Below are 20,166 nucleotides of genomic sequence, written 5' to 3' on the forward strand. Positions count from 1 at the left end.
GACCGGGCCGTCATTCCGCCGCCCTCTGCCCGGCCGCCTCATCCTCGATCCGGCCGTCGGCCAGATGCACCACCCGGTCGCAGCGCGCCGCGAGTTCGGGCGCATGGGTGACGAGGATCAACGTCGCGCCGTGCCGGTCGCGCAACCCGAACAGCAGGTCCATGATCGCCCGGCCGTTCCTTCCGTCCAGGTTGCCGGTCGGCTCGTCGGCCAGCAGGATCGCGGGGCGCGTCACCGCGGCGCGGGCCAAGGCCACGCGCTGCTGCTCGCCCCCCGACAGCTGCGCGGGATAATGCCCAGCGCGTTTCTCCAGCCCCACGGCAGCCAGCTCGGCGGCCGCGCGTTCGAAAGCGTCCCTCGCGCCCATCAGCTCCAGCGGCACGGCGACGTTTTCCAGCGCCGTCATCGTCGGGATGAGGTGGAAGGACTGGAAGACCACGCCCATATTCCCCCTGCGGAACCGGGCAAGCGCATCTTCGTCCAGCGCCGTCAGATCGCGACCCAGCGCGCGGACGCTGCCCCCCGTGGCCCGTTCGAGCCCGCCCATGAGCATGAGGAGAGAGGACTTGCCCGAACCAGACGGACCCACCAGCCCCAATGTCTCGCCCTGCGCCACGTCCAGGGTGATGCCTTTCAGGATTTCCACCGGACCGGCGTTTCCCATCAACGTCAGCCGCGCTTCGCGCAGCGAAACCACCGGCTCCGTCATCACCCGTCCTTCACCTGACCGTCCTGCCTCGGGATATGGGGCCGGGCGGGATTTCCGCAACCGCATGATGGCGATGATGTCCGTGGTTTTCCTCGGTTTGGCGCTGCTGGCGCTGCCGGCGGCGGCAGGGCCGCTGCGGCTGGTGGCGCTGGGCGACAGTTTGACGCAGGGCTACGGCCTGCCGCCGGACCAGGGCTTCGTGCCGCAGCTGGAGGGCTGGCTGCGGGCCGAAGGGCGCGAGGTGACGGTGCTGAACGCCGGGGTCTCGGGCGACACCACCGCGGGCGGGCGGGCGCGGGTCGGCTGGGCGCTGGCCGATGGGGCGGATGCGATGATCGTGGCGCTGGGCGGCAACGACCTTTTGCGCGGCATCCTGCCCGAGGTCAGCCGCGCCAACCTGGACGCGATCCTGGCCGAGGCGGCCGCGCAGGACGTGCCCGTGCTGCTGGTGGGGATGGAGGCGCCGGGCAATTACGGCCCCGAATACCGCCGGGCCTTCGACGCCATCTACCCGGACCTGGCCCAGGCGCATGACGTGCCGCTGGCGGGCAGCTTCCTTGCGCCGCTGCTTGAAGGCACGGGCGATCCCGCGGGCTTGGGCGCCTATCTGCAACCCGACGGGCTGCATCCGAATGCCGCGGGCGTGGCGCGGATCGTGGAAGGGCTCGGCCCCGAGGTGCTGCGGTTCCTGGACGGCATCGAAGGGAAGGAATGACATCGCCGGGAACCGGGCTCTGCGCCGGCTGCCGGGCGACGGCGTGAAGGCGCAGGCGGCCATGCCTACAAGTTGCCAAGGCGGGCTCTCGCATCAGGCCGACAAGGGGCAGCTTGCGGCTGACCGCTTCGGGAAGGCTGCAATCCGACGCGACCGGGCTGCGGTCATCGGCCGGCGGCTGTTTCCCGCCCTCGGGCGTTCCGGCATCACGCCAGCGCCTTGCCCAGGCGCAGAACCGCGCCATCGCCAGGTCCAGATCCGCGTCCGTGGTCCGGTGATGGCACAAGGCGGCCCGCAGCCCGCGTCCGCCATGCACCCAGGTATCCGAGAAGGCGGCGACCCCCTGTTCTTGCGGCCGCATCATGATCTCGGCGTTCAGCGCCACCAGCGCAGTCGTGTCCAGCCCGCCCGGATCATAGCGGAAGCAGAGATAGCGGAAGCAGAGGATGTCCAGCGTGACGGGCGACAGGCAGCGGACCGCGGCTCGGCGTCGATCCTCGCGGCAAGGCGGTGGACCTGGTCGATGTTGCGCCCGAAACCTGCGCGCCTTGTTCCTTGAGCATCATCCATATCTTCAATGCGCGAAATCCGCGTGGTGCAGGGCCTTCGCGCCGCCTGGGGCAATGGGGTGCCCGACGGGGCGGTCGCGCAGGGCTGCCGTGCGGGCGATGGCGTCCCGCCGCGGCATGGGCGATGCAGGCGAAGGCATCCCAGTCCTCGGGGTCCAGCGTCTCAGGGCGCGCGGCCCTGGCGCTCATCCCATCCGGTAGCCGGGGGTGGATTCGGAAAGCGCGCGTTCCTCGTCGTCCATGTCCTCGGGGATGTCCTGGAACAGCGGGGTGGACAGGTAGCGCTCGCCTGTGTCGGGCAGCATGGCAAGGATCACCGTGCCGGGCACGGCCTTTTCGGCGATGCCCATCGCGGCGGCAAAGGTCGCGCCGCCCGAGATGCCGGTCAGGATCCCCTCGCGCGCGGCCAGCTTTTTCGCCCAGGCGATGCCATCCGCGCCGGGCACGGTGACAAGCTCGTCATAGCCGCCCTTGTCCAGCGCCTCCTGCAGCACGAAGGGGATGAAGTCCGGGGTCCAGCCCTGGATCGGATGCGGCTCGAAGGCCGGATGGCTGGCCGCCGGCGCGTCCGCCGCGCCCCGTTGCTGCGCGATGCCGCTGGAGACCAGGGCGGCATTGGCCGGCTCGGCCAGCACGATCCGGGTCTGGGGGCGTTCCTTGCGCAGGACGCGGGCCAGGCCGGTGACGGTGCCGCCGGTGCCATAGCCCGTCACCACGCAGTCGAGCCTGCGCCCGTCGAAATCGCCCAGGATCTCGCGCGCCGTGGTCGCCTCGTGGATGTCGGCATTGGCCGCGGTCTCGAACTGGCGGGCGAGGAACCAGCCGTGTTCCTGCGCCAGTTCCACGGCCTTGTTGTACATCCCCGTGCCCTTTTCGGCGCGGGGCGTCAGCACCACCTTTGCCCCCAGCAGCCGCATCAGCCGCCGCCGCTCGACCGAGAAGCTTTCCGCCATGGTGACGACCAGCGGATAGCCCTTTTGCGCGCAGACCATGGCCAGCCCGATGCCGGTGTTGCCGCTGGTCGCCTCGACCACGGTCTGCCCCGGCTTCAACGCGCCCGAGCGTTCCGCCGCCTCGATGATGTTCAGCGCCAGCCGGTCCTTGACCGAGGCGGCGGGGTTGAAGAACTCTGCCTTGACGTAGAGATCCACCCCGTCGGGGGCCAGGTTGTTGACGCGGATCACCGGCGTGTCGCCCACCGTGTCCAGGATGCTGTCATAGAGCCGCCCGCGACCGGCGGTCGTCCTTGTGCCTTGCGTCGTCATGATCCGATTCCCTTGGCTAAAGATGAAGCGATCATGGTCCAACGGCGATCGGAATGCTTGATCGAACCATGAAGAGGTCGTGCAGGTGCCCCCGCTTTGCGATAGGCTTGCGCATGATCCACATCTTCGGCGACTTCGAGCGGGATGACCAGAAATTCGAGCTGCGGCGGAGCGGTTCGGCTGGAGCCACAGGGATTCCTGGTGCTGCACGGGCTTTTGCGGGCTGGCGGGCGGCTGGTCGGCAAGGGCGAATGGTGGATGTCCTCTGAGGGCCGTGTCCGACGCCGGCGCCGCCAGCCGCATCCGCGCCGCATGGGCTGCGCTCGGGGACGATGGCGAGCGGCAGGACATCGTCCGCACCGTTCACGGCCGCGGTTTCCGGCTGGTGCCCGCCGTTCGCTTGCGCAGGTCGCCGCCGCGACGGGGCCCCTCGCTGGCGGCGCTGCCGTTCCGCCCTTCCGGCTAGTCGCATGACCACGCCATCCTGACCGAGGCCCTGCCGCATGAGATCCTGCGCTGGCTTGCGGTGATCGCGCGGGACTCTTCGTTCCGCTTTGGCCGGGCCGGGCCCGACTGTCAGGCAATCGGCGCGCCTTGGCGCCCGTTCCATCCTGACCGGCACGCTGGAGCTGTCCTGCTGGCTGCCAGCATCGAGCGGGTCGAGCCCGCCAGCGCCGGCATCCTCTGGGCTGACCGCATCTCGCGCCCGCTGGACCCGCTGCTCTATGGCATGCTGGGTGTCCCTGATCCAGCAGCAGGATGTCGGTCCTGCCGCGGATTGGGCGGACCGGGCCGCCGCGGGCGCATTTCCTGATCGGGACGGTCGCGCTGGCGGCGAACGGCCTTGCGCGGCGCGACGAGCGGGCGGAAGGCTGGGACGCCACCAGGCTGCGCCCGGACGCTACGGCCGAGGCTTCCCGCTGCGCGGCCCCAAGCGGCGCGGGCAGCTCGCGCGGGGACTGGTTCGGCTTTGCCTGACGCCCGGCGAGCCGTGGATGATCCGGGCGACAAGGCCCGCGCCGGTTGCCGGACATGCCGAACGGTTCCGCCGGCGCGGCGCGGATAGCGCTCGACCTCCATGCCGTCGGCCTGGCGCTGGCCCCGGTCGCCTGCGCGCCCATGCCCGCCCGTTCCGGGCGCTGTCGGGTGCCGTTTCCCGGCATGGCCAGCGCCCTTGGCCCATGCGCCGCCTCCCGCGCCAAGGGGGCGCGGAATCGCATTGCCATCCTAATGGAATATCTGCATACTATAGTATGTGATTTACCTGCCCGGCCCCGGCGCGCCCAATCCTTTGGGCAGTTCAAGCCCGCCGGAGCTGAACGAGGATGGAATGGCGGCAAAGAAGCCCGACCCCACTAAGGCCGCAACGCGGCACGGGTCCGAGACGAATATCCCGGCCGACCCTGCCGCCGCCGCTCGGGACGCCCAGCCGCGCATCCATGCCGAGGGGGCGGGCGGCACCGCCCTGGGCCTCAGCGCGATCGGCATGGGGCTTGCCACCCAGACCGCGACCCATGCAGGGCAATCCGACCTGCTGTCCCAGGCCGCCGAGGAGCCCGGCAAAGCCCCGGACCTTGCCGGCGACCGGGCGGTTGCGGGGGCGGAAACCTTCGCCAGCATGGCGCCTGCCGGCGCGTTCGCCGTGGCGCAATCGGCCGTGCCGGCGGGCGCGTCGCAGGTGCCGCAGGCTGATGCCGCAGCATCCGGCGGCGGCACGCCGGCTGCCGACAGCGTGGCCGCCTTTGCGCCGCCCCTGGGCAGGATCGGCGATCAGGAGGCGGGCGAATTGTCGATTCGCGCGGCCGTCAACACCACCTTGCCCGCGGCGGAGCCGCCGGCTGCCGCGCCGGTCACGGATCGCGTGGCCGCTGCGCCTTCGCGCGTCGTTGCGGGCGATGGGCCGACGGCTGCGGCGGCCGATGCGGGCCCTGTCGCCCAGGACGGGACGGCTGCCGAAGATGCGCCTTCCGAGGCAGACGGGTCGCTTCTGGGCGAGGACGGGCTGGTCGACAGCCTCGTCTCGCCCATCCTCGGCGCCGACGGGCTGCTGGGCACGGTGACGGATTCGCTGGTCGACCCGATCCTTGGCCCGGACGGGCTGGTGAGCGATCTGCTGAACCCCATCCTGGGCAAGGATGGCCTGCTGGACAGTGTGGTGGGCGTCGTCCAGGAGGGCCTGCTCGAGCCGATTCTGGGCAAGGACGGGCTGCTGGGCAATCTCGTCACCCCCATCCTGGGCGAGGGCGGCCTGATCGACAGCCTCGTCTCGCCCATCCTCGGCCCAGACGGGTTGCTGGGCACGGTGACGGATTCGCTGCTCGATCCGATCCTGGGGCCTGATGGGCTGGTGGGCGAAGTCCTGGCCCCCGTCCTGGGCGAGGATGGTGCGCTCGGCGGCGTGGTGGGCGTCGTCCAGGAAAGCGTGCTCGAGCCGGTGCTGGGCCAAGACGGGCTGCTGGGAAGCGTGGTTGATCCCCTTCTGGGCCAGGACGGGCTGGTCGACAGCCTCGTCTCGCCCGTCCTTGGCCCCGAGGGGCTGCTGGGCACGGTGACGGATTCGCTGGTCGATCCCATCCTTGGTCCCGACGGCTTGCTGGGCGCGGTCCTTGACCCCATCCTGGGCGAGGACAGTGCGCTCGGCAGCGTGGTGGGGGTCGTCCAGGAAGGCTTGCTCGAGCCGATCCTGGGTGAAAGCGGGCTGCTGGGCGGCATCACGGCCCCGATCCTGGGGGAGGGCGGTTTGCTGGGTCCGATCCTTGGACCGGGCGGTCTGCTGGGCGGCCTGACCGGCAGCCTGCTGGGCAGGGGAAGCGCGTCAAGCGCCACGGTCCCGGCCCAGGCATCGCCTGCGCCGGTTCTGGAAGAACCCGGCGCGCTTGCCGCTTCGCTGGCTGAACCCGTGTCGGAGGAAGGCGCTCTGGCGACGGGCGTGCTGGGCGCGGTCGCCGATGCGGTGGGGACCGGCGACCCGATCCTGGACGAGGATGGCGCGCTATCCGCCGGGCTTGACCTGGTGCAGGACGTTCTTGGCCCTGTCGCCGGCGAGGGCGGCCTGCTGGGGGGAATCGCGGCCGGGATCGCCGGGCAAGCCGCGCCAGAGCCGGCTTCAGGCTCGGATCCGGCATTGCCGCTGGCCGGCGGCCTGCTGGACGAGCTGACCGGGCTGCTGGCAGCAGGCGCCGGCCAGGAACCGCAGCTTTCGGCCGGGGCCCCGGCCGGGGAAGAGCATGGCGATGACGACGGCTTCCTGGAAAACCTGATCGGCGGCGATCCGTCCATCGCCGGCGCGGTGTTCGACGCATCGGACATGGTGACGGACCTGCTGTTCCACGAATTGCTCTCGGACCAGGATGTCTTCGGCATCGACCCCGCGGCCGAGCCCCCCCTGACCGACGACCTGGTGGGCGGCCTTCTGGGCGTGGTCGGGCTGGAAGCGGCCCTGGCCCAGCCCCAGGCGGCGGCCAGCGACGCCTTGGCCGGGCATGATCCCGAGGTGGACAGCCTGCTCAACGAGATCATCGACAGCGGCGAACGGGCGACGGGCGGCGTGACCGACCCCCTGGCGGCGCTGCTGGACCCGATCGGCGCGGAAATCGGCGAGGGAGGGCTTTTTGCGGCGGATGCGGCCGTCGAAAACGCGCTCGCCACGCTGTTCGGAGAAGATGCGGTCGAGAGCGAAGCCGCCTCGTCGCTTCTGGGCGGCGGCGGGCTGCTGGGCCAGCTTGGCCTGTTCCCGGGCGACGACGACAACCACTGACAGCCGACCTGCGAGCATACGCAGCGCGGAGATAATGCGTAAATTAGTCTTTTAAGGCAAATGGACGAGCCGTTCATCCTGTGCATATTGGCGCTGCCCTCTTGCCACAACGAACTGTTTTGTCCGAAGTAAAGCCACAGAACCGCCGACATGCGCGGCCTTGCGAAGAAGATCCGGTGGATGCCATCCATGATTCTTATAAGACATAATCTGTCGCGCCTTGCGCTGCCCAGCGGCTTTGAAACCCGGTTCTTTTCCAGAAGGCGCGGCGTTGCGGCCCTGGCCCTGATCCTTGCCGTTCTGGGCGGCACGCCCGCCGCCGTGCAGGCCACCACCTTGCCCCAGGCCGTCCTTGTCGCTTCGGAACGCGATCCGGGGATCACGGCGATGCGCCAGCAGGTCGCGCGCCGCTCGGTCGACATCGAGGCGGCCAGGGACCAGCGCTATCCGCAGTTCAGCATTTCGGCCGATACCAACACCACCGATGCCAACGGCGCCGGGGTGACGCTGACGGTCTCGCAGGTGCTGTATGACTGGGGCCGGGTGCGCAACCTGATCGCCAGCACCTCGCAGGAGCGGGTGAAATCCGTCTCCGAACTGAAGATGGGGATCGAGCAGCTGACGCTGGAGGTTTCGAACTTCTATCTCGACATCGAGGTGCTGGACAGGAAGATCGCCCGCACCCGCGACTATCTGGGCTTTGCCCAGCGGATCGCGGAGCATGCCGCGGCCCGCGCCCAGGGCGGGCTGGGCGACAGCGGAGAGGTCGCGCGGGCGGAGCTGGAAATCGCCCGGACCGAGGAGCGGCTGGACCAGCTGACCAGCGAGCGCGGGCTGGCGCTTTCGCAGCTTGCCTTCCTGATGGGGCGGGCGCCGGGCAGCATCGCCAAGCCGCCGGAGCTGGGCTTTGCCGGCCGCTACGCCAAGGCCGATGCGGTCGAGGCGGCGGTCCGCCTGTCGCCGGATTTCATCGCCACGAACGCGGAGCTGGGCGTGGCCGAGGCCGGGATCGCCCTGGCGCGGGCCGAACGGCTGCCGGTGATCCGCCTGCAGGCACAGGGCCGCGCCGACCTGGATGGCGGGCGCAGCCGCACCGCGGTCGGGCTGGCCGCCGGCGTCGACCTGAACGCGGGCAGCTTCAGCGGCCGGCAGATCCAGTCGGCGCAGCTCGAGGCGGATGCGGCGCGCTCCAACATGGAGGCGATCCGGCGCAACCTGGCCAACGGCGCCCAAAGCGCGGTCGAGCGCGTGCGCGTGCTGCGGGCCAGCGAGGCGTCGCAATCCCGCCAGCTGGCGCAGGCGCAGCAGGTGCTGGACAGCTATGAAGAGCAATTCGTCGGCGGCCAGCGGGAACTGATCGACCTGCTGACCACCGGGCGCGACCTCTACGACGCGCAGATCGACAGCATTGCCACCTATGACGCCAGAAAGCGCACCGAATACCAGGCGGCACATGACCTCGGCGTGCTGGGCACGCTCATCCTCGCCAATTCCGCGGGAGGCTGAAACCGTTGAGCGCATCCAAGCATGACCCCCAATCCCCGGCGACGGACCCCCTGGTCCTGGGTCTTGTCGAGCTTTGCCGCGTCCATGGCGTCTCGGCCTCGGCCGAGCGGCTGACCGACGGGCTGCCCCGCGCCCGCGGCGAAAGCCTGCCGCCCCGGCTTGCCGCGCTGGCCCTGCGCCGCGCCAACATGAGCTGCCGCATCAGCAACGAGCCCCTGGCCGGCTTTCCCGAACACGGCCTGCCCGCGCTTTTGTTCCTGCGCGACGGCAGCACCGTCATCCTCGAGGCCATGCACGACGGCCAGGCCAGCCTGATCCTGCCCGCCACCGGCGGCGGCCGGGCGGTCTGGACGGCCGAGGAACTGGCCGAACGCCATGACGGGCGCATCCTGGTGTCCAAGCCCATCGACATCGTTGCGGACCGGCTGGACAAGACCGATGGCGAAAAGCGGCACTGGATCATCGGCCCGGTGCTGGACAACTGGCCGATCTATCGCGATGTCATCATCGCCTCGTTCGTGGCCAACCTGCTGGCCATCGCCACGGCGCTGTTCTCGATGCAGGTCTATGACCGGGTGGTGCCGAACCAGGCGTTCGACACCCTGTGGATCCTGGCCAGCGGCGTGGGCATCGCCATCGTGCTGGAGATCCTGCTGCGGATCATGCGCGCCTCGCTGATCGACGTGTCGGGGCGCGACCTGGACCTGCGGCTGTCGGCGCAGCTTTTCGACCGGGTGTCGAACCTGCGGCTGGCGCATCAGCCGAAATCGACCGGCGTATTCGCCAACCAGGTCCGCGACTTTGCCACGGTGCGCGAATTCTTCACCTCGGGCACCGTCACGGCGCTTTGCGACATTCCCTTCGTCATCATCTTCATCGGCGTCTTGGCCTGGCTAGGCGGCGCGCTGGCGCTGGTCGTGGTGGCGGCGGTGGTGCTGACCGTCCTGCCCGGCCTGGTGCTGCAGCGTCGCCTGGGCCGCGCCTCGCGCGAAAGCACCCGCGAGGCGGCGGCCTTGAACGGGCTGCTGCTGGAAACCGTCTCGAACCTGGAAACCGTCAAGGCGGCGCGGGCCGAGGGGCGGTTGCAGCGCGCCTATGCGCAATTGACCGCGACCATGGCGACGACGGCGGTCAAGACCCGCGGGCTGACCAACCTGATGACGCAGCTGGTCAGCTCGGTGCAGAAATTCGCCTATGCCGGCATCATCATCGTCGGGGTCTACCTGATCAGTTCGGGCGACCTGACGGTGGGCAGCCTGATCGCCTGCACGCTTCTGTCCAGCCGCACGCTGGCGCCGATGGGGCAGGTCGCGGGGCTTCTGGCGCGCTGGCAGCATGTCCGCGCCGCGATGGAGGGGCTGGACGAGATCATGAAGACCCCGGTCGAGCGTCCCGCCGACCGCCATTACGTCCGCGCCCCGGCCTTGTCGGGCGAATACCGGCTGGAAGAGGTCGGCTATCGCCACGACCCCGAGGCCGCGCCGGTCGTCAGCATTCCGGCGCTGACCCTGGCGGCGGGGGAAAAGATCGCGCTTCTGGGCGGGAACGGCGCGGGCAAGTCCACGCTCTTGCGCCTGCTGGCCGGGCTGACCGATCCGCAGGACGGGGCGGTGCTGGTCGACAACCTCGCGCTTAGCCAGATCGACCCGATCGACCGTCGCCGGCAGATCGGCTACCTGCCGCAGAACGTCGCGCTGTTCCAGGGCACCCTGCGCGACAACCTGCTGCTGGATCACGGCCTGCACAGCGACGAGGAATTGCTGGCCGCGCTGGATGCGGTCGGGCTTGGCGGCTATGTCCGCCGCCATGTCCGCGGCCTGGACCTGCAGATCTACAGCAATGCCAATGTCTCGGGCGGGCAGAAGCAGGCCATCGGCCTGGCGCGGGTCATCCTGCAGGATCCGCGCATCGTGCTGCTGGACGAGCCGACCTCGGCCTTCGACCATGTGACCGAGGCCAAGGTCATCGCCTTCCTGCGGGAATGGCTGGAGGGGCGGACGGCCATCATCTCGACCCACAAGCGCGAAGTGCTGGGGCTGGCCAGCCGGGCGGTGGTGCTGAAGGACGGGCGGGTCGTCCGTGACGGGGATCTGATGCAGATCCTCAATGCGGCCAGGGCGAACAGGGTGCAGCAGGCGCCCGTTCACGTGGTGACATGAACGGTGACGATTCCGTCAGCGCCAGCCATATCGACGGAAGTTATCGGCGGCTGGTGCTGCGGCAGGCAAGATGGACCATCCAGATCGTCTTTCTGGCGGTGATCGTCGCCGTGGTCTGGGCCGCCCTGGCCCAGATCGACCAGATCACCCGCGGCGACGGCCGGGTCATTCCGCTGCGCCGGTTGCAGACGATCCAGAGCCTGGAGGGCGGCATTCTCGCCGAATTGCTGGTCGCCGAAGGCGACGTGGTCCGGCAGGACCAGGTCATCGCCCATCTGGACGCGACGCGCCCGCGCGCCGCCTTCCTGGCCGTGCAATCCGAGATCGAGGCCCTGGAGGCCGAGGTGGCGCGGCTGGAGGCCGAGGTTTTGGAAAAGCCGGCGCTGGATTTCGGCGCCGATCCGACCGAGACGCAACAGACCGAATTGCGGCTGTTCAAGGCCCGGCGCACCCGGCTGGAATCCTCGCTTGCCGCGCTGGAGCAGGAGCGCGTCTCGGTCCAGGAACAGCTGGACATCCTTCAGTCGCTGGCCGCCAGCGGCTCGGTCAGCCGCATCGACCTGCTGCAACTGCGACAGAAAAGCGCCGAGCTTGACGGCAAGATCAGCGAGGCGCGCAACGGCTATGTCCAGGACGCCTATCGCGACCTGGCCGAGCGCCGGGCCAAGCTGACCCAGCTGCAGCAGGATCTGGTGCGCAAGGAGGACGAGCTGCGCCGCACCGTCATCCGTTCCCCGGTCGAGGGGCGGATCAACAACATCACCATCACCACCCTGGGCGGCGTCGTCCAGCCCGGCGAGGCGATCATGGAGATCACGCCCATCGACGACCAGCTGCTGATCGAGACCAAGATCCTGCCCCGCGACGTGGCCTTCATCGCCCCGGACATGCCGGCCAGCGTCAAGATCACCGCCTATGACTTTGCGGTCTATGGCGACCTGCGCGGGCGCGTCACGCAGATCTCCGAGGATACGGTCGAGGAGGAAACCGCGACCGGCCCGCAGGACTTCTATCGCGTCATGGTCCAGACCGAGCGCAGCTATCTGGAGCGGTTCGGCGAAGAATACCCGATCCGCCCCGGCATGGTGGCGCAGGTGGACATCGAAAGCGGCAAGCAATCCATCCTCAGCTACCTGATCCGCCCCCTGCTGCGCGCAAGGCTGCGCTAACCCTTGAAACGATGCGATTTTCCCATGCGCCATGATCCGACTTGCCTGTCCAGGACATCCCTAGCCGCCACCCTGCTTCTGGGCGCGCTGACCCTGCCCGCCGCGGCGCGGGTCTATGACCGGGTCGAGGTGCGCGGCGCCGAGTTCGTCCCCCAGGACGACATCCGCCGCGCCTGCGGGGCGCTTGACGGCATTGCGCTGGAGGCGGCGGACCTGGCCGGGGTCGAGCGCTGCCTGATGTCCACCGGCGTGTTCGAGCGCGTCTCGGTCAGCGGACAGGGGGATGCGCTGGTCATCGACGTGACCGAGGTCGAGCAGAGGCCGGGCCGGATCGAGGCGGCGATCTCATGGGTGAACGACCGCAGCCTGACCGGCAGCCTGTCCTATGAGCAATACAACCTGCTGCCCGATACCTTCGCCGCCGTGCATGGCGATTTCAGCCGCGACGCCAAAAGCTTCGACATCAGCCTTTATCGCGCCGACGCTTTCCGGCCGGGGCTGCATTTCGGCATCGACATCCTGGGCCAGCGCAGCAATTTCAGCGACCTGGCGTTCTCCATGCGCAGCCACCAGGCCGAGTTCTACCTGGCCGCGACGCCGAACGAGGCCACGCGCATCGAATACGGCATCGGCTGGCGCGACCACAGGCTGTTCGGGTTGGATGCCGATGCCAGCCCGCTGCTGCAACGGGAACAAGGCCAGCTTGACGCGCCCTTCCTGCGCTTGGGCTTCAGCCATGGCGACCGCGCAGGGGGGAAAACCGGCGGCCTGTTCGTTCAGTTCGAGCAATTCCTGTGGAACCTGGGCACATCCAGCCCGATCTCGGAAACCCGGCTGGAACTGGATGCGCGCCATGTGCTGGCGGGCGGCACCGTGCTGATGCTGGGGCTGGACGGCGGCATCGTCGCCGGGCTGTCCGGCAACGACACGACCGCGCTGGACCGGGTGTTTCCGGGCGGCGACAGTTTTCGCGGCTTCGCCCCGCGCGGCATCGGTCCGGCCGATGGCGATGATTTCCTGGGCGGCAACCGCCACCTGATCCTCTCGGCCGAGGTGCAGCGCGAGCTGGGCAAGGTGATGGGCACCGCCCTGCGCGGCGGGATATTCGCCGATCTCGGCTCGGTCTGGGGGCTCGACGATACGCTGGGCGGGCGCATCGACGACAAGGCGCATATCCGCAGCAGCATCGGCCTGTCGCTGACCTTCGACGTGGCCAGCACCCCGGTCTCGCTTTATGCCGCGGTGCCGGTCCGGCACCAGCCCCAGGATGAGCGGCAGGTCTTCGGCCTATCCGTCAACGCAAGGTTTTGACGCCGCGCCAAGCCGGCGGGCGCGATTGTCCATCGCCTGCCGGAACAGCGTCATGTAGCGCGGCGCCACGGATTGCAGCGTATGGGCCTGGCCCAGGACGCGCGCTGCCCGGCCAAGCCGCGCCCGCCTTGCGGCATCGTCCCTAAGCGCCCGGATCGTGTCCAGCCAGCGGCCGATGTCGTCGGGCAGCAGGATGCCGTTGACATCGTCGCGGATCAGTTCCGCCGGATAGCCGCGGTCGGGCGCGATCACGCATCCGCCCCGGCCCAGGATTTCCAGCAATCCCCAATTCGCCACGCCGTGGCGCAGCGGATAAAGGAACAGGTCGATCTGCGACAGTTCGCGCACGAAATCCTGGTAGGGCAGCTTGCCGGGCCGTTCCAGCACCGCGGCGGCGGCGGGAAATTCCCGCATCAGATGGGTGCAGAAATCCGCCACCTCGCCGCCATATCGGCGCTGCACCCATTGCTGCTCGTAGCCATAGGTCGATCCGTCCGCCCCGCCCAGGGCGATGAACCGGGCATCGAAGCCTTCGCGCGCCAGCCGGTCCACGATCCGCACGAAGCTATCGAACCCCTTGGCGCTGGAAAGGTCGCGCGCCGAAAAGCCGATGGTGAACGGGCGCGGGCCGGGGGGCGGCGCAAAGGCCGGGCCGAAGTCCAGCCCTTCCAGCTGCACCTCGATATTGCCGCGCAGGGTGGGCGGGAACATCGTCTTGGCATGATGGCTGGGACAGATCACCAGGTCGCTGCGCAGCGCCTGGTGGAAATGCAGCATCTCGGTGTTCTTGTCGCTCATGCGCTGCGACAGGTCGGGCGGATAGGCCGGATCCCAGCCATGCGCATGGAAGCTGGGAAACTCGACATAGCTGACGATGGCCGCGTCGATCTCGTCATAAAGGAAATGCGGCGCGCCCCACAGCGAATGGGCCACGACCACGTCGATGGGGCGGCTTTTCTGGAATTCGCGCAGCGCCAGCAGCAGCCCGCGCCCGATCCGGGCCGAGCGTTCCAGCTTGGCGGTGTAGTAATAGCTTTGCGCGCCGGTGATGGGACCGTCGGGCTGGAAGGCCAGGATATGGGCGCCCTTGTCCTGATGGCGCTGGCGATGGCCGGGCGTGGTCAGGAAATAGGTCTCGGCCATGCCCGCCTTGCGCAGATAGTCGCAAAGCGGGCCGAACTGGCCCGGATAGACGGCGCCGGCAAAGACGATGACGGGCTTTGGCATGGAGTTGGCGGTCTCAGATCAGCTTGCGGTCGCGCGCGGCGATGACCGCCTGCGTCCGGTTGCTGACGCCCAGCTTCTTGCAGACCGCCTTGACATGCATCTTGACCGTGGGTTCGGCCAGGTTCAGCGCCACGCCGATCTCGCGGTTCAGCTTGCCCTCGGCCAGAAGGCCCAGCACTTCGGATTCGCGGCGGGACAGCAGCGCGCCCTGGTCCTCTTGCGCCTGCTGCCGGGTTTTCACCAGTTCGATCGGCAGATAGCGCCCGCCGCCGGCCATGAAGCGGATCTCGTTGGCCAGGTTCTTGAGCGAGGTGGTCTTCAGCACGATCCCCGCCCCGCCAAGCGCCATGACCTCTTCGACCACGCGCGGCGGGGGGTTGCTGGTCAGGATGCCGACCGGCTTGCCGCCATTGTGTTCCAGCGCCTTGCCCAGCCCGGCGACGCCATCCATGCCGGGCATGTCCAGGTCGACCAGCACCAGATCGAACGGCCCGCGCCGGTCGATGGCCTCCAGCGCGGCGGGCAGGTCGGGCACGGTCTCGACCTCGATGTCCGGGACGCCGGTCAGATACATCTCGAGCATTTCCAGGATCATGGCGTGATCGTCCGCGATCAGCACCCGCAATGTGTTTTCTTGTTGTTCATTCATGGTTTCTGCTTTCGGCATCGCCGCCCGCCCAGGGGCGGCGGTCCGTCGAGTGACATCCAGAAACGGCGTGATGCCGGTGCAATCACATCCCCCTTACCCACGGCAGGATCAAGGTATCCCATCGCGCGGGCAGAGAACAGCCCGTTCACGCCATCTCCTCGACCGACCGGCGGCTTTGCATCAGCGCCTCGTCCAGGGGCGCGAACAGCGGCTCCAGGTCCGGCTGGCCCGCCTCGACCGCCTTTTCGATGGCGCGCAGGCGCCGTTCGACCAGGACCAGCCCGGTCAGCCCGCTGGCGCCGGTGGCGGCGTGCAGCCGCCGCCCGGTATCCTTGCCGACGCCTTCCTGGCGCAGCTCGTCCAGCACGGATTGCGCCTCGGCCAGGGCCCGCAGCATGAAGCCGCGCGCCGCCTCGCGGCCGACGCGCTCGGCAAGATCGGCGGCAGCGGCCGGGTCGACGGCCGCGTCCTCGCAGCGGATCGGCGCCGCGCCGGGGGATTGCCGCGACGGCGCGCCCGCCAGGATCCCGGCCAGGGCGTCGCGCAGCGTGTCGGGCCGGATCGGCTTTTCCAGCACGCAGACCATCCCCGCCTGGTGGCATGCCTCCTTGATGCGGTCGTCGGCATGGGCGGTCAGCCCGACCACCTTGCCCTGCCAGCGCGCCGCCGAGGCCGGATCCCCGGCCTTGAGCCGGGCGGCGAGCTCGATCCCGCTCATCCGGGGCAGGGTGACGTCGGTCAGCACCAGCTCGACCCGGCCGGCCAGCTCGTCGCGCGACAGCATCGCCAGCGCCTCGGGGCCGCTGCCCGCCACCACCACCTCGGCGCCGAAGCTGTGCAGAAGATGGCTTAGCCAGTCGCGGCTGGCCGGGCTGTCCTCGACCAGCATCAGCATCCGGCCCGCCAGCGCCTGCTGGGGCTGCGCCGGCTCGGCCAGCGGCTGGCGGCGCATGTCCGGGGCGCGCGGCAGGCTGAAGCTGACGCGGAAGATGGTGCCGATGACCCGGCCGGGGCTTCCGGGCGGCAGGGCCAGGCCGTCGCTGCCGCGGTCCTGGATCTCGATCCGGCCGCCCAGCTGTTTCAGCGCATGGGCCAGCACGTTCAGCCCGGCCGAGGGGCGCTTGTCCGGGGCCGTCGCCGGCACGGCCGCCTCGTCCAGCGGCAGTCCCAGCGCCTTGGCCAGGCGGGCCTTTTGCGCCGGCGGCAGCCCGCCCCCCTCGTCCAGAAGCTCGATCCCGACGCGCCAGATCTCGGCCGCCGGCTCGTCGCCGGGCAGCGGATCGGCCAGAGGCGCGCAGGACAGCCGCAATTCCACCCGTCCGCCGCCATGGTTGACCGAGTTGTCGATCAGGTTCTGGCACAGCGCCCGCACGAAGCGCAGCGGGCCGCGCAGCGTCAGGTCGGGCGGCGCGTCGACGGTCAGCTGCACCTCGGTCGCGCGCGCGCTGGCGATCGGCTCGACCAGGGCAACCAGGCTGCCCACTTCCTCGACGATGCGGAAATCCTCGTCCGGCTGGATGCCGCGGGGGTTCTGCTCGCCGCGGATCACGGCCAGCACGTTGCTGATATGGTCCAGCGCCAGTTCGGCGGCGCGGCGCATCCTGTCGCCGGCATCCCGGGGCGCGGCGGCCGCGTCCGGCCCCTGCATCAGCGCCTCGGCCGAGGCCAGCAGCGACTGGATCGGCGTGCGCAGGTCATGGGCCACCCGCATCAGCATGGCCGAGCGCGCGCGGTTGCGCAGCCAGGTCGATTCCTGGTCGCTTTCGGCCAGCCGCAGCAGATAGCCCTCGGCCGGGCCCAGGGGGACATGCACCACCTCGCCCGCGAAGCTCTGGCCGTTCTCGGTCCATTGCGCCGAGACGCTGCCCGAGCGCCGGGCGCGGGCGCAGGCCCCGGCCCAATCCAGCCGCGCGGTCAGTTCGTCCTGCCCGATCCCCAGCTGCTGGGCCGAGCGATTCGCCAGCAGGATCTCGCCCCGCTGGTTGGCCAGCACCACCGCGCGCCTGTCGGTGGCGATCACCCGCGCCAGGGCCTGCAGGATGGGGCGAACCGAATTGGCCAGATCCTTGCGCATCCCCGCCGGCAGCGGGGCAAGCTCGCCCGGTTCCTGGCCCTCGGTATCGGCAATCTCGGTCATGTCTTTCCTCGTGAACCCGGCAACGACGCGATTCTGGCCAAAGGGCGATGGCGCGGCAAGAGCGACCGGATCGCGCGCCTTCCCCCTGTCCGGCAGCGAATCGTCGAAAGCGATCCGTCGTGGCTTGACTGTCATTTAGTATGTGTTATTGGCACATACTATCGTATATGACCCTATACCAAATCTCTACCTTGGCCCGCGCTGATCCAGGGCCGCCCCCAAAAGGATGATTCCATGGCTCAAAGCATCATTCAGGCTGGCACGCTGATCGATGTCACCATTCCGGCGTTACCGGCGGCTGTCGGCGGCTATCTCAGGTCCGGCAGCGACTTGATCGTGCGGATGAACAGCGGCGACGAGTTCCTGATCAAGGACTTCTACATGGCCGCGGCCGACGGCACGGCCCATCGGCTGGTCCTGGGCGACGGCACGGTCATCCTGGCGGATGGCGACGAAGAGGCGGCGGCCGGCCTTGGCGCCGGCATGTTCGACGATGGCGCCGCCAGCGTCTGGGCCTTGGGCTCCGCCGCCCTGGCGGCCATCGGCGGCGGCACCATCATCGGCAACTCGGGCGATTCGTCGAATCCGACGGATACGACCGATCCAACGGATGGCACGGACCCGACTGACGGGACTGATCCGACGGATGGCACGGATCCGACTGACGGAACCGACCCGACCGACGGGACCGATCCGACCGACGGGACCGACCCGACCGATGGAACCGACCCGACGGATGGCACTGACCCGACTGACGGGACCGATCCGACGGATGGCACTGACCCGACGGACGGGACCGATCCGACGGATGGCACCGATCCGACGGATGGCACCGATCCGACGGATGGAACCGATCCGACGGATGGCACTGACCCGACCGACGGGACCGACCCGACGGATGGCACCGATCCCACCGACGGAACCGACCCGACGGATGGCACGGATCCGACCGACGGGACCGACCCGACGGATGGCACTGACCCGACCGACGGGACCGACCCGACGGATGGCACGGATCCGACCGATGGAACCGATCCGACGGATGGCGCGGACCATGTGCAGGGCTTCCTTGATCCCATCCTGGGTGACGGCGGGCTTCTGGGCGACCTGACGGGTAATGACGGCCCGCTCGGCGCAATCACCGGCTCGGACGGCTTGCTGGGCGACCTGCTGGGCCAGGATGGGCTGCTGGGCGGGCTGGGGGGTGGCCTGCTGGGCGTTCCCCTCCTGGGTGACGGGGTGGACGGTTCCGCCGGCGTCCTTGATCCGGTTCTGGCCGATGGCGGGCTTCTGGGGGATCTTACCGGCAACGGCGGCCTGCTGGGCGCGATCACCGGCTCCGAGGGGCTGCTGGGCGATCTGATCGGCGACCAGGGGCTGCTGGGCTCCGTCACCGGCTCGCAAGGGCTTGTGGGTGAGTTGACCGGCACCGGCCTGCTGAAGGACGGGGCGGCCGGCGAGGGGTCCAACGGCCTCTCGGGTCTGCTTGGCGGCGTGCTGGGTGGCAACGACCTGCTCGGCGGGCTGCTCGGCGGCAACGATCTCCTGGGCGGTCTGCTTGGCGGTGAGGGCGGATTGCTGGGCACCGTGACCGGAACGCTGGACAACGTGGTCGGCGGTTTGCTTGGCGGGAATGACCTGCTGGGCGGCCTGCTTGGCGGGCAGGGCGGGTTGCTGGATACGGTGACAGGAACGCTCGATGGCGTTGTCGGCGGCGTGCTTGGCGGGGACGACCTGCTGGGCGGCCTGCTTGGCGGCCAAGGCGGGTTGCTGGGCACCGTGACCGGAACGCTGGACAACGTGGTCGGCGGTTTGCTTGGCGGGAATGACCTGCTTGGCGGTCTGCTTGGCGGCGAGGGCGGGTTGCTGGATACGGTGACCGGGACGCTCGACGGCGTTGTCGGCGGCGTGCTGGGCGGGAACGATCTGCTGGGCGGTCTGCTTGGCGGCGAGGGCGGGTTGCTGGATACGGTGACCGGGACGCTCGATGGCGTTGTCGGCGGCATGCTTGGCGGGGACGACCTGCTGGGCGGCCTGCTTGGCGGCCAAGGCGGGTTGCTGGATACGGTGACAGGAACGCTCGATGGTGTTGTCGGTGGTGTGCTGGGCGGGAACGATCTGCTGGGCGGTCTGCTTGGCGGCGAAGGCGGCTTGCTCAACACCGTGACCGGGACGCTCGATGGCGTTGTCGGTGGCGTGCTGGGCGGGAATGACCTGCTGGGCGGTCTGCTCGGCGGCGAGGGCGGGTTGCTCAACACCGTGACCGGAACGGTCGAGAGCGTTGTCGGCGGCGTGCTGGGTGGCGATGACCTGCTGGGCGGGCTCCTTGGCGGTCAGGGCGACCTGCTGGGCGACCTCCTTGGCGGCGACCTGCTGGGCAATGTCGGCGGCACGCTGACGGGCCTGCTGGGTGTTGCGCCCGGCGATGGCCTGCTGGATCCTGTCCTCGCCGATGGCGGGCTGCTGGGCGAGCTGACCGGCAACAACGGCACCCTGGGCGACATCAGCGGCTCGAACGGCCTGCTGGGCGACGTGGTTGGCGATCACGGGGCGCTTGCGCCCGTTACCGGCCAGGACGGGCTGCTGGGCGAGCTGACCGGCCATGGCCTGCTGGGCGAGGACAGCGACAATCCCGACGGCCTGCTGAACGACCTGCTGGGCGGCAGCGACGACCTGATTGCCGGCGTCGCCGATACCCTGGACGGTCTGCTGGGCGGCGAAAGCGACCTGCTGGGCGGGGTGAGCGATACGCTTGGCGGGCTGCTTGGCAGCGGCAATGCCGGCGATCTGCTGGCGCCGCTGGGCGATGCCGTCGACGGGCTTCTGGGCGGCGGCCTGCTGGCCGGCCTGGGCAGCCTCAACGACGAGCATGGCGCCTGACGCACGAAAACGCGGGCGCGCCCAGGCCGGGCGCGCCCGCCGCCCCCCAGCAATCCGGCGGCAAGGCAGCGAAGGACGCGCAAGGCGGCCGGCCGTTCGATCCCGAGGAAACA

General features: G+C 69.5%; 13 protein-coding genes. 8 read left to right on the forward strand and 5 right to left on the reverse strand.

What is annotated here, in order from left to right; genetic code table 11:
• Window positions 1–10: 10 nt before the first annotated feature.
• Window positions 11–709, reverse strand: a complete 699-nt coding sequence (locus KF941_RS13230) for an ATP-binding cassette domain-containing protein (RefSeq protein WP_072463026.1) — start codon at window positions 707–709, stop codon at window positions 11–13.
• A gap of 73 nt (window positions 710–782) precedes the next feature.
• Between KF941_RS13230 and KF941_RS13235 the strand changes: the two genes are divergently transcribed.
• Complete coding sequence (locus KF941_RS13235) at window positions 783–1,424, forward strand: arylesterase (protein ID WP_214273542.1); 642 nt, start codon at window positions 783–785, stop codon at window positions 1,422–1,424.
• Window positions 1,425–2,178: 754 nt separating this feature from the next.
• Here the strand turns inward: KF941_RS13235 and KF941_RS13240 are convergent.
• Complete coding sequence (locus KF941_RS13240; protein ID WP_072463025.1) at window positions 2,179–3,258, reverse strand: pyridoxal-phosphate dependent enzyme; 1,080 nt, start codon at window positions 3,256–3,258, stop codon at window positions 2,179–2,181.
• Between the two features lie 759 nt (window positions 3,259–4,017).
• Here KF941_RS13240 and KF941_RS13245 point away from each other — a divergent pair.
• From KF941_RS13245 to KF941_RS13270, 6 genes are all read left to right on the forward strand, one after another.
• Complete coding sequence (locus KF941_RS13245) at window positions 4,018–4,236, forward strand: hypothetical protein (RefSeq protein ID WP_214273543.1); 219 nt, start codon at window positions 4,018–4,020, stop codon at window positions 4,234–4,236.
• 352 nt (window positions 4,237–4,588) lie between these two features.
• Window positions 4,589–7,015 carry a hypothetical protein gene (locus tag KF941_RS13250; RefSeq protein ID WP_214273544.1) on the forward strand — a complete coding sequence of 809 codons (2,427 nt, stop codon included), beginning with the start codon at window positions 4,589–4,591 and terminating at the stop codon, window positions 7,013–7,015.
• Between the two features lie 189 nt (window positions 7,016–7,204).
• On the forward strand, window positions 7,205–8,521 hold the full coding sequence (locus tag KF941_RS13255) for a TolC family protein (RefSeq protein ID WP_214273545.1): 1,317 nt from the start codon (window positions 7,205–7,207) through the stop codon (window positions 8,519–8,521).
• 5 nt (window positions 8,522–8,526) lie between these two features.
• Window positions 8,527–10,680 (forward strand): type I secretion system permease/ATPase, encoded by a 2,154-nt coding sequence (locus KF941_RS13260; protein WP_114537711.1) that lies wholly within the window; start codon window positions 8,527–8,529, stop codon window positions 10,678–10,680.
• The gene (locus KF941_RS13265; RefSeq protein WP_214273546.1) at window positions 10,677–11,849 is read left to right on the forward strand and encodes an HlyD family efflux transporter periplasmic adaptor subunit; all 1,173 of its coding nucleotides are present in this window, start codon (window positions 10,677–10,679) and stop codon (window positions 11,847–11,849) included. The genes KF941_RS13260 and KF941_RS13265 overlap by 4 nt, the downstream gene beginning before the upstream one ends.
• Before the next feature lie 24 nt (window positions 11,850–11,873).
• Window positions 11,874–13,160: a BamA/TamA family outer membrane protein gene (locus KF941_RS13270; protein ID WP_214273547.1), complete on the forward strand. Its 1,287-nt coding sequence runs from the start codon at window positions 11,874–11,876 to the stop codon at window positions 13,158–13,160.
• Here the strand turns inward: KF941_RS13270 and KF941_RS13275 are convergent.
• From KF941_RS13275 to KF941_RS13285, 3 genes are all read right to left on the reverse strand, one after another.
• Window positions 13,137–14,387, reverse strand: a complete 1,251-nt coding sequence (locus tag KF941_RS13275) for a glycosyltransferase (protein ID WP_214273548.1) — start codon at window positions 14,385–14,387, stop codon at window positions 13,137–13,139. The genes KF941_RS13270 and KF941_RS13275 overlap by 24 nt on opposite strands.
• Before the next feature lie 13 nt (window positions 14,388–14,400).
• Window positions 14,401–15,036: a response regulator transcription factor gene (locus KF941_RS13280; protein ID WP_214273549.1), complete on the reverse strand. Its 636-nt coding sequence runs from the start codon at window positions 15,034–15,036 to the stop codon at window positions 14,401–14,403.
• Between the two features lie 145 nt (window positions 15,037–15,181).
• Window positions 15,182–17,173: a response regulator gene (locus tag KF941_RS13285; RefSeq protein WP_214273550.1), complete on the reverse strand. Its 1,992-nt coding sequence runs from the start codon at window positions 17,171–17,173 to the stop codon at window positions 15,182–15,184.
• 234 nt (window positions 17,174–17,407) lie between these two features.
• Between KF941_RS13285 and KF941_RS28000 the strand changes: the two genes are divergently transcribed.
• Window positions 17,408–20,053 carry a hypothetical protein gene (locus KF941_RS28000; RefSeq protein WP_240540300.1) on the forward strand — a complete coding sequence of 882 codons (2,646 nt, stop codon included), beginning with the start codon at window positions 17,408–17,410 and terminating at the stop codon, window positions 20,051–20,053.
• Window positions 20,054–20,166: the final 113 nt, after the last annotated feature.

The organism is Paracoccus sp. pheM1, assembly GCF_018499825.1.
Classification (GTDB): domain Bacteria; phylum Pseudomonadota; class Alphaproteobacteria; order Rhodobacterales; family Rhodobacteraceae; genus Paracoccus; species Paracoccus versutus.

Excerpts from the sequence above, each read along its gene's own strand:
- KF941_RS13275 (WP_214273548.1), bottom strand. The coding sequence starts at position 14,387 with ATGCCAAAGCCCGTCATCGTCTTTGCCGGCGCCGTCTATCCGGGCCAG.
- KF941_RS13280 (WP_214273549.1), bottom strand. The coding sequence starts at position 15,036 with ATGAATGAACAACAAGAAAACACATTGCGGGTGCTGATCGCGGACGAT.
- KF941_RS13270 (WP_214273547.1), top strand. The coding sequence starts at position 11,874 with ATGCGCCATGATCCGACTTGCCTGTCCAGGACATCCCTAGCCGCCACC.
- KF941_RS13285 (WP_214273550.1), bottom strand. The coding sequence starts at position 17,173 with ATGACCGAGATTGCCGATACCGAGGGCCAGGAACCGGGCGAGCTTGCC.
- KF941_RS13235 (WP_214273542.1), top strand. The coding sequence starts at position 783 with ATGATGTCCGTGGTTTTCCTCGGTTTGGCGCTGCTGGCGCTGCCGGCG.
- KF941_RS13230 (WP_072463026.1), bottom strand. The coding sequence starts at position 709 with ATGACGGAGCCGGTGGTTTCGCTGCGCGAAGCGCGGCTGACGTTGATG.
- KF941_RS13245 (WP_214273543.1), top strand. The coding sequence starts at position 4,018 with ATGTCGGTCCTGCCGCGGATTGGGCGGACCGGGCCGCCGCGGGCGCAT.
- KF941_RS28000 (WP_240540300.1), top strand. The coding sequence starts at position 17,408 with ATGGCTCAAAGCATCATTCAGGCTGGCACGCTGATCGATGTCACCATT.
- KF941_RS13250 (WP_214273544.1), top strand. The coding sequence starts at position 4,589 with ATGGCGGCAAAGAAGCCCGACCCCACTAAGGCCGCAACGCGGCACGGG.
- KF941_RS13265 (WP_214273546.1), top strand. The coding sequence starts at position 10,677 with ATGAACGGTGACGATTCCGTCAGCGCCAGCCATATCGACGGAAGTTAT.
- KF941_RS13255 (WP_214273545.1), top strand. The coding sequence starts at position 7,205 with ATGATTCTTATAAGACATAATCTGTCGCGCCTTGCGCTGCCCAGCGGC.
- KF941_RS13240 (WP_072463025.1), bottom strand. The coding sequence starts at position 3,258 with ATGACGACGCAAGGCACAAGGACGACCGCCGGTCGCGGGCGGCTCTAT.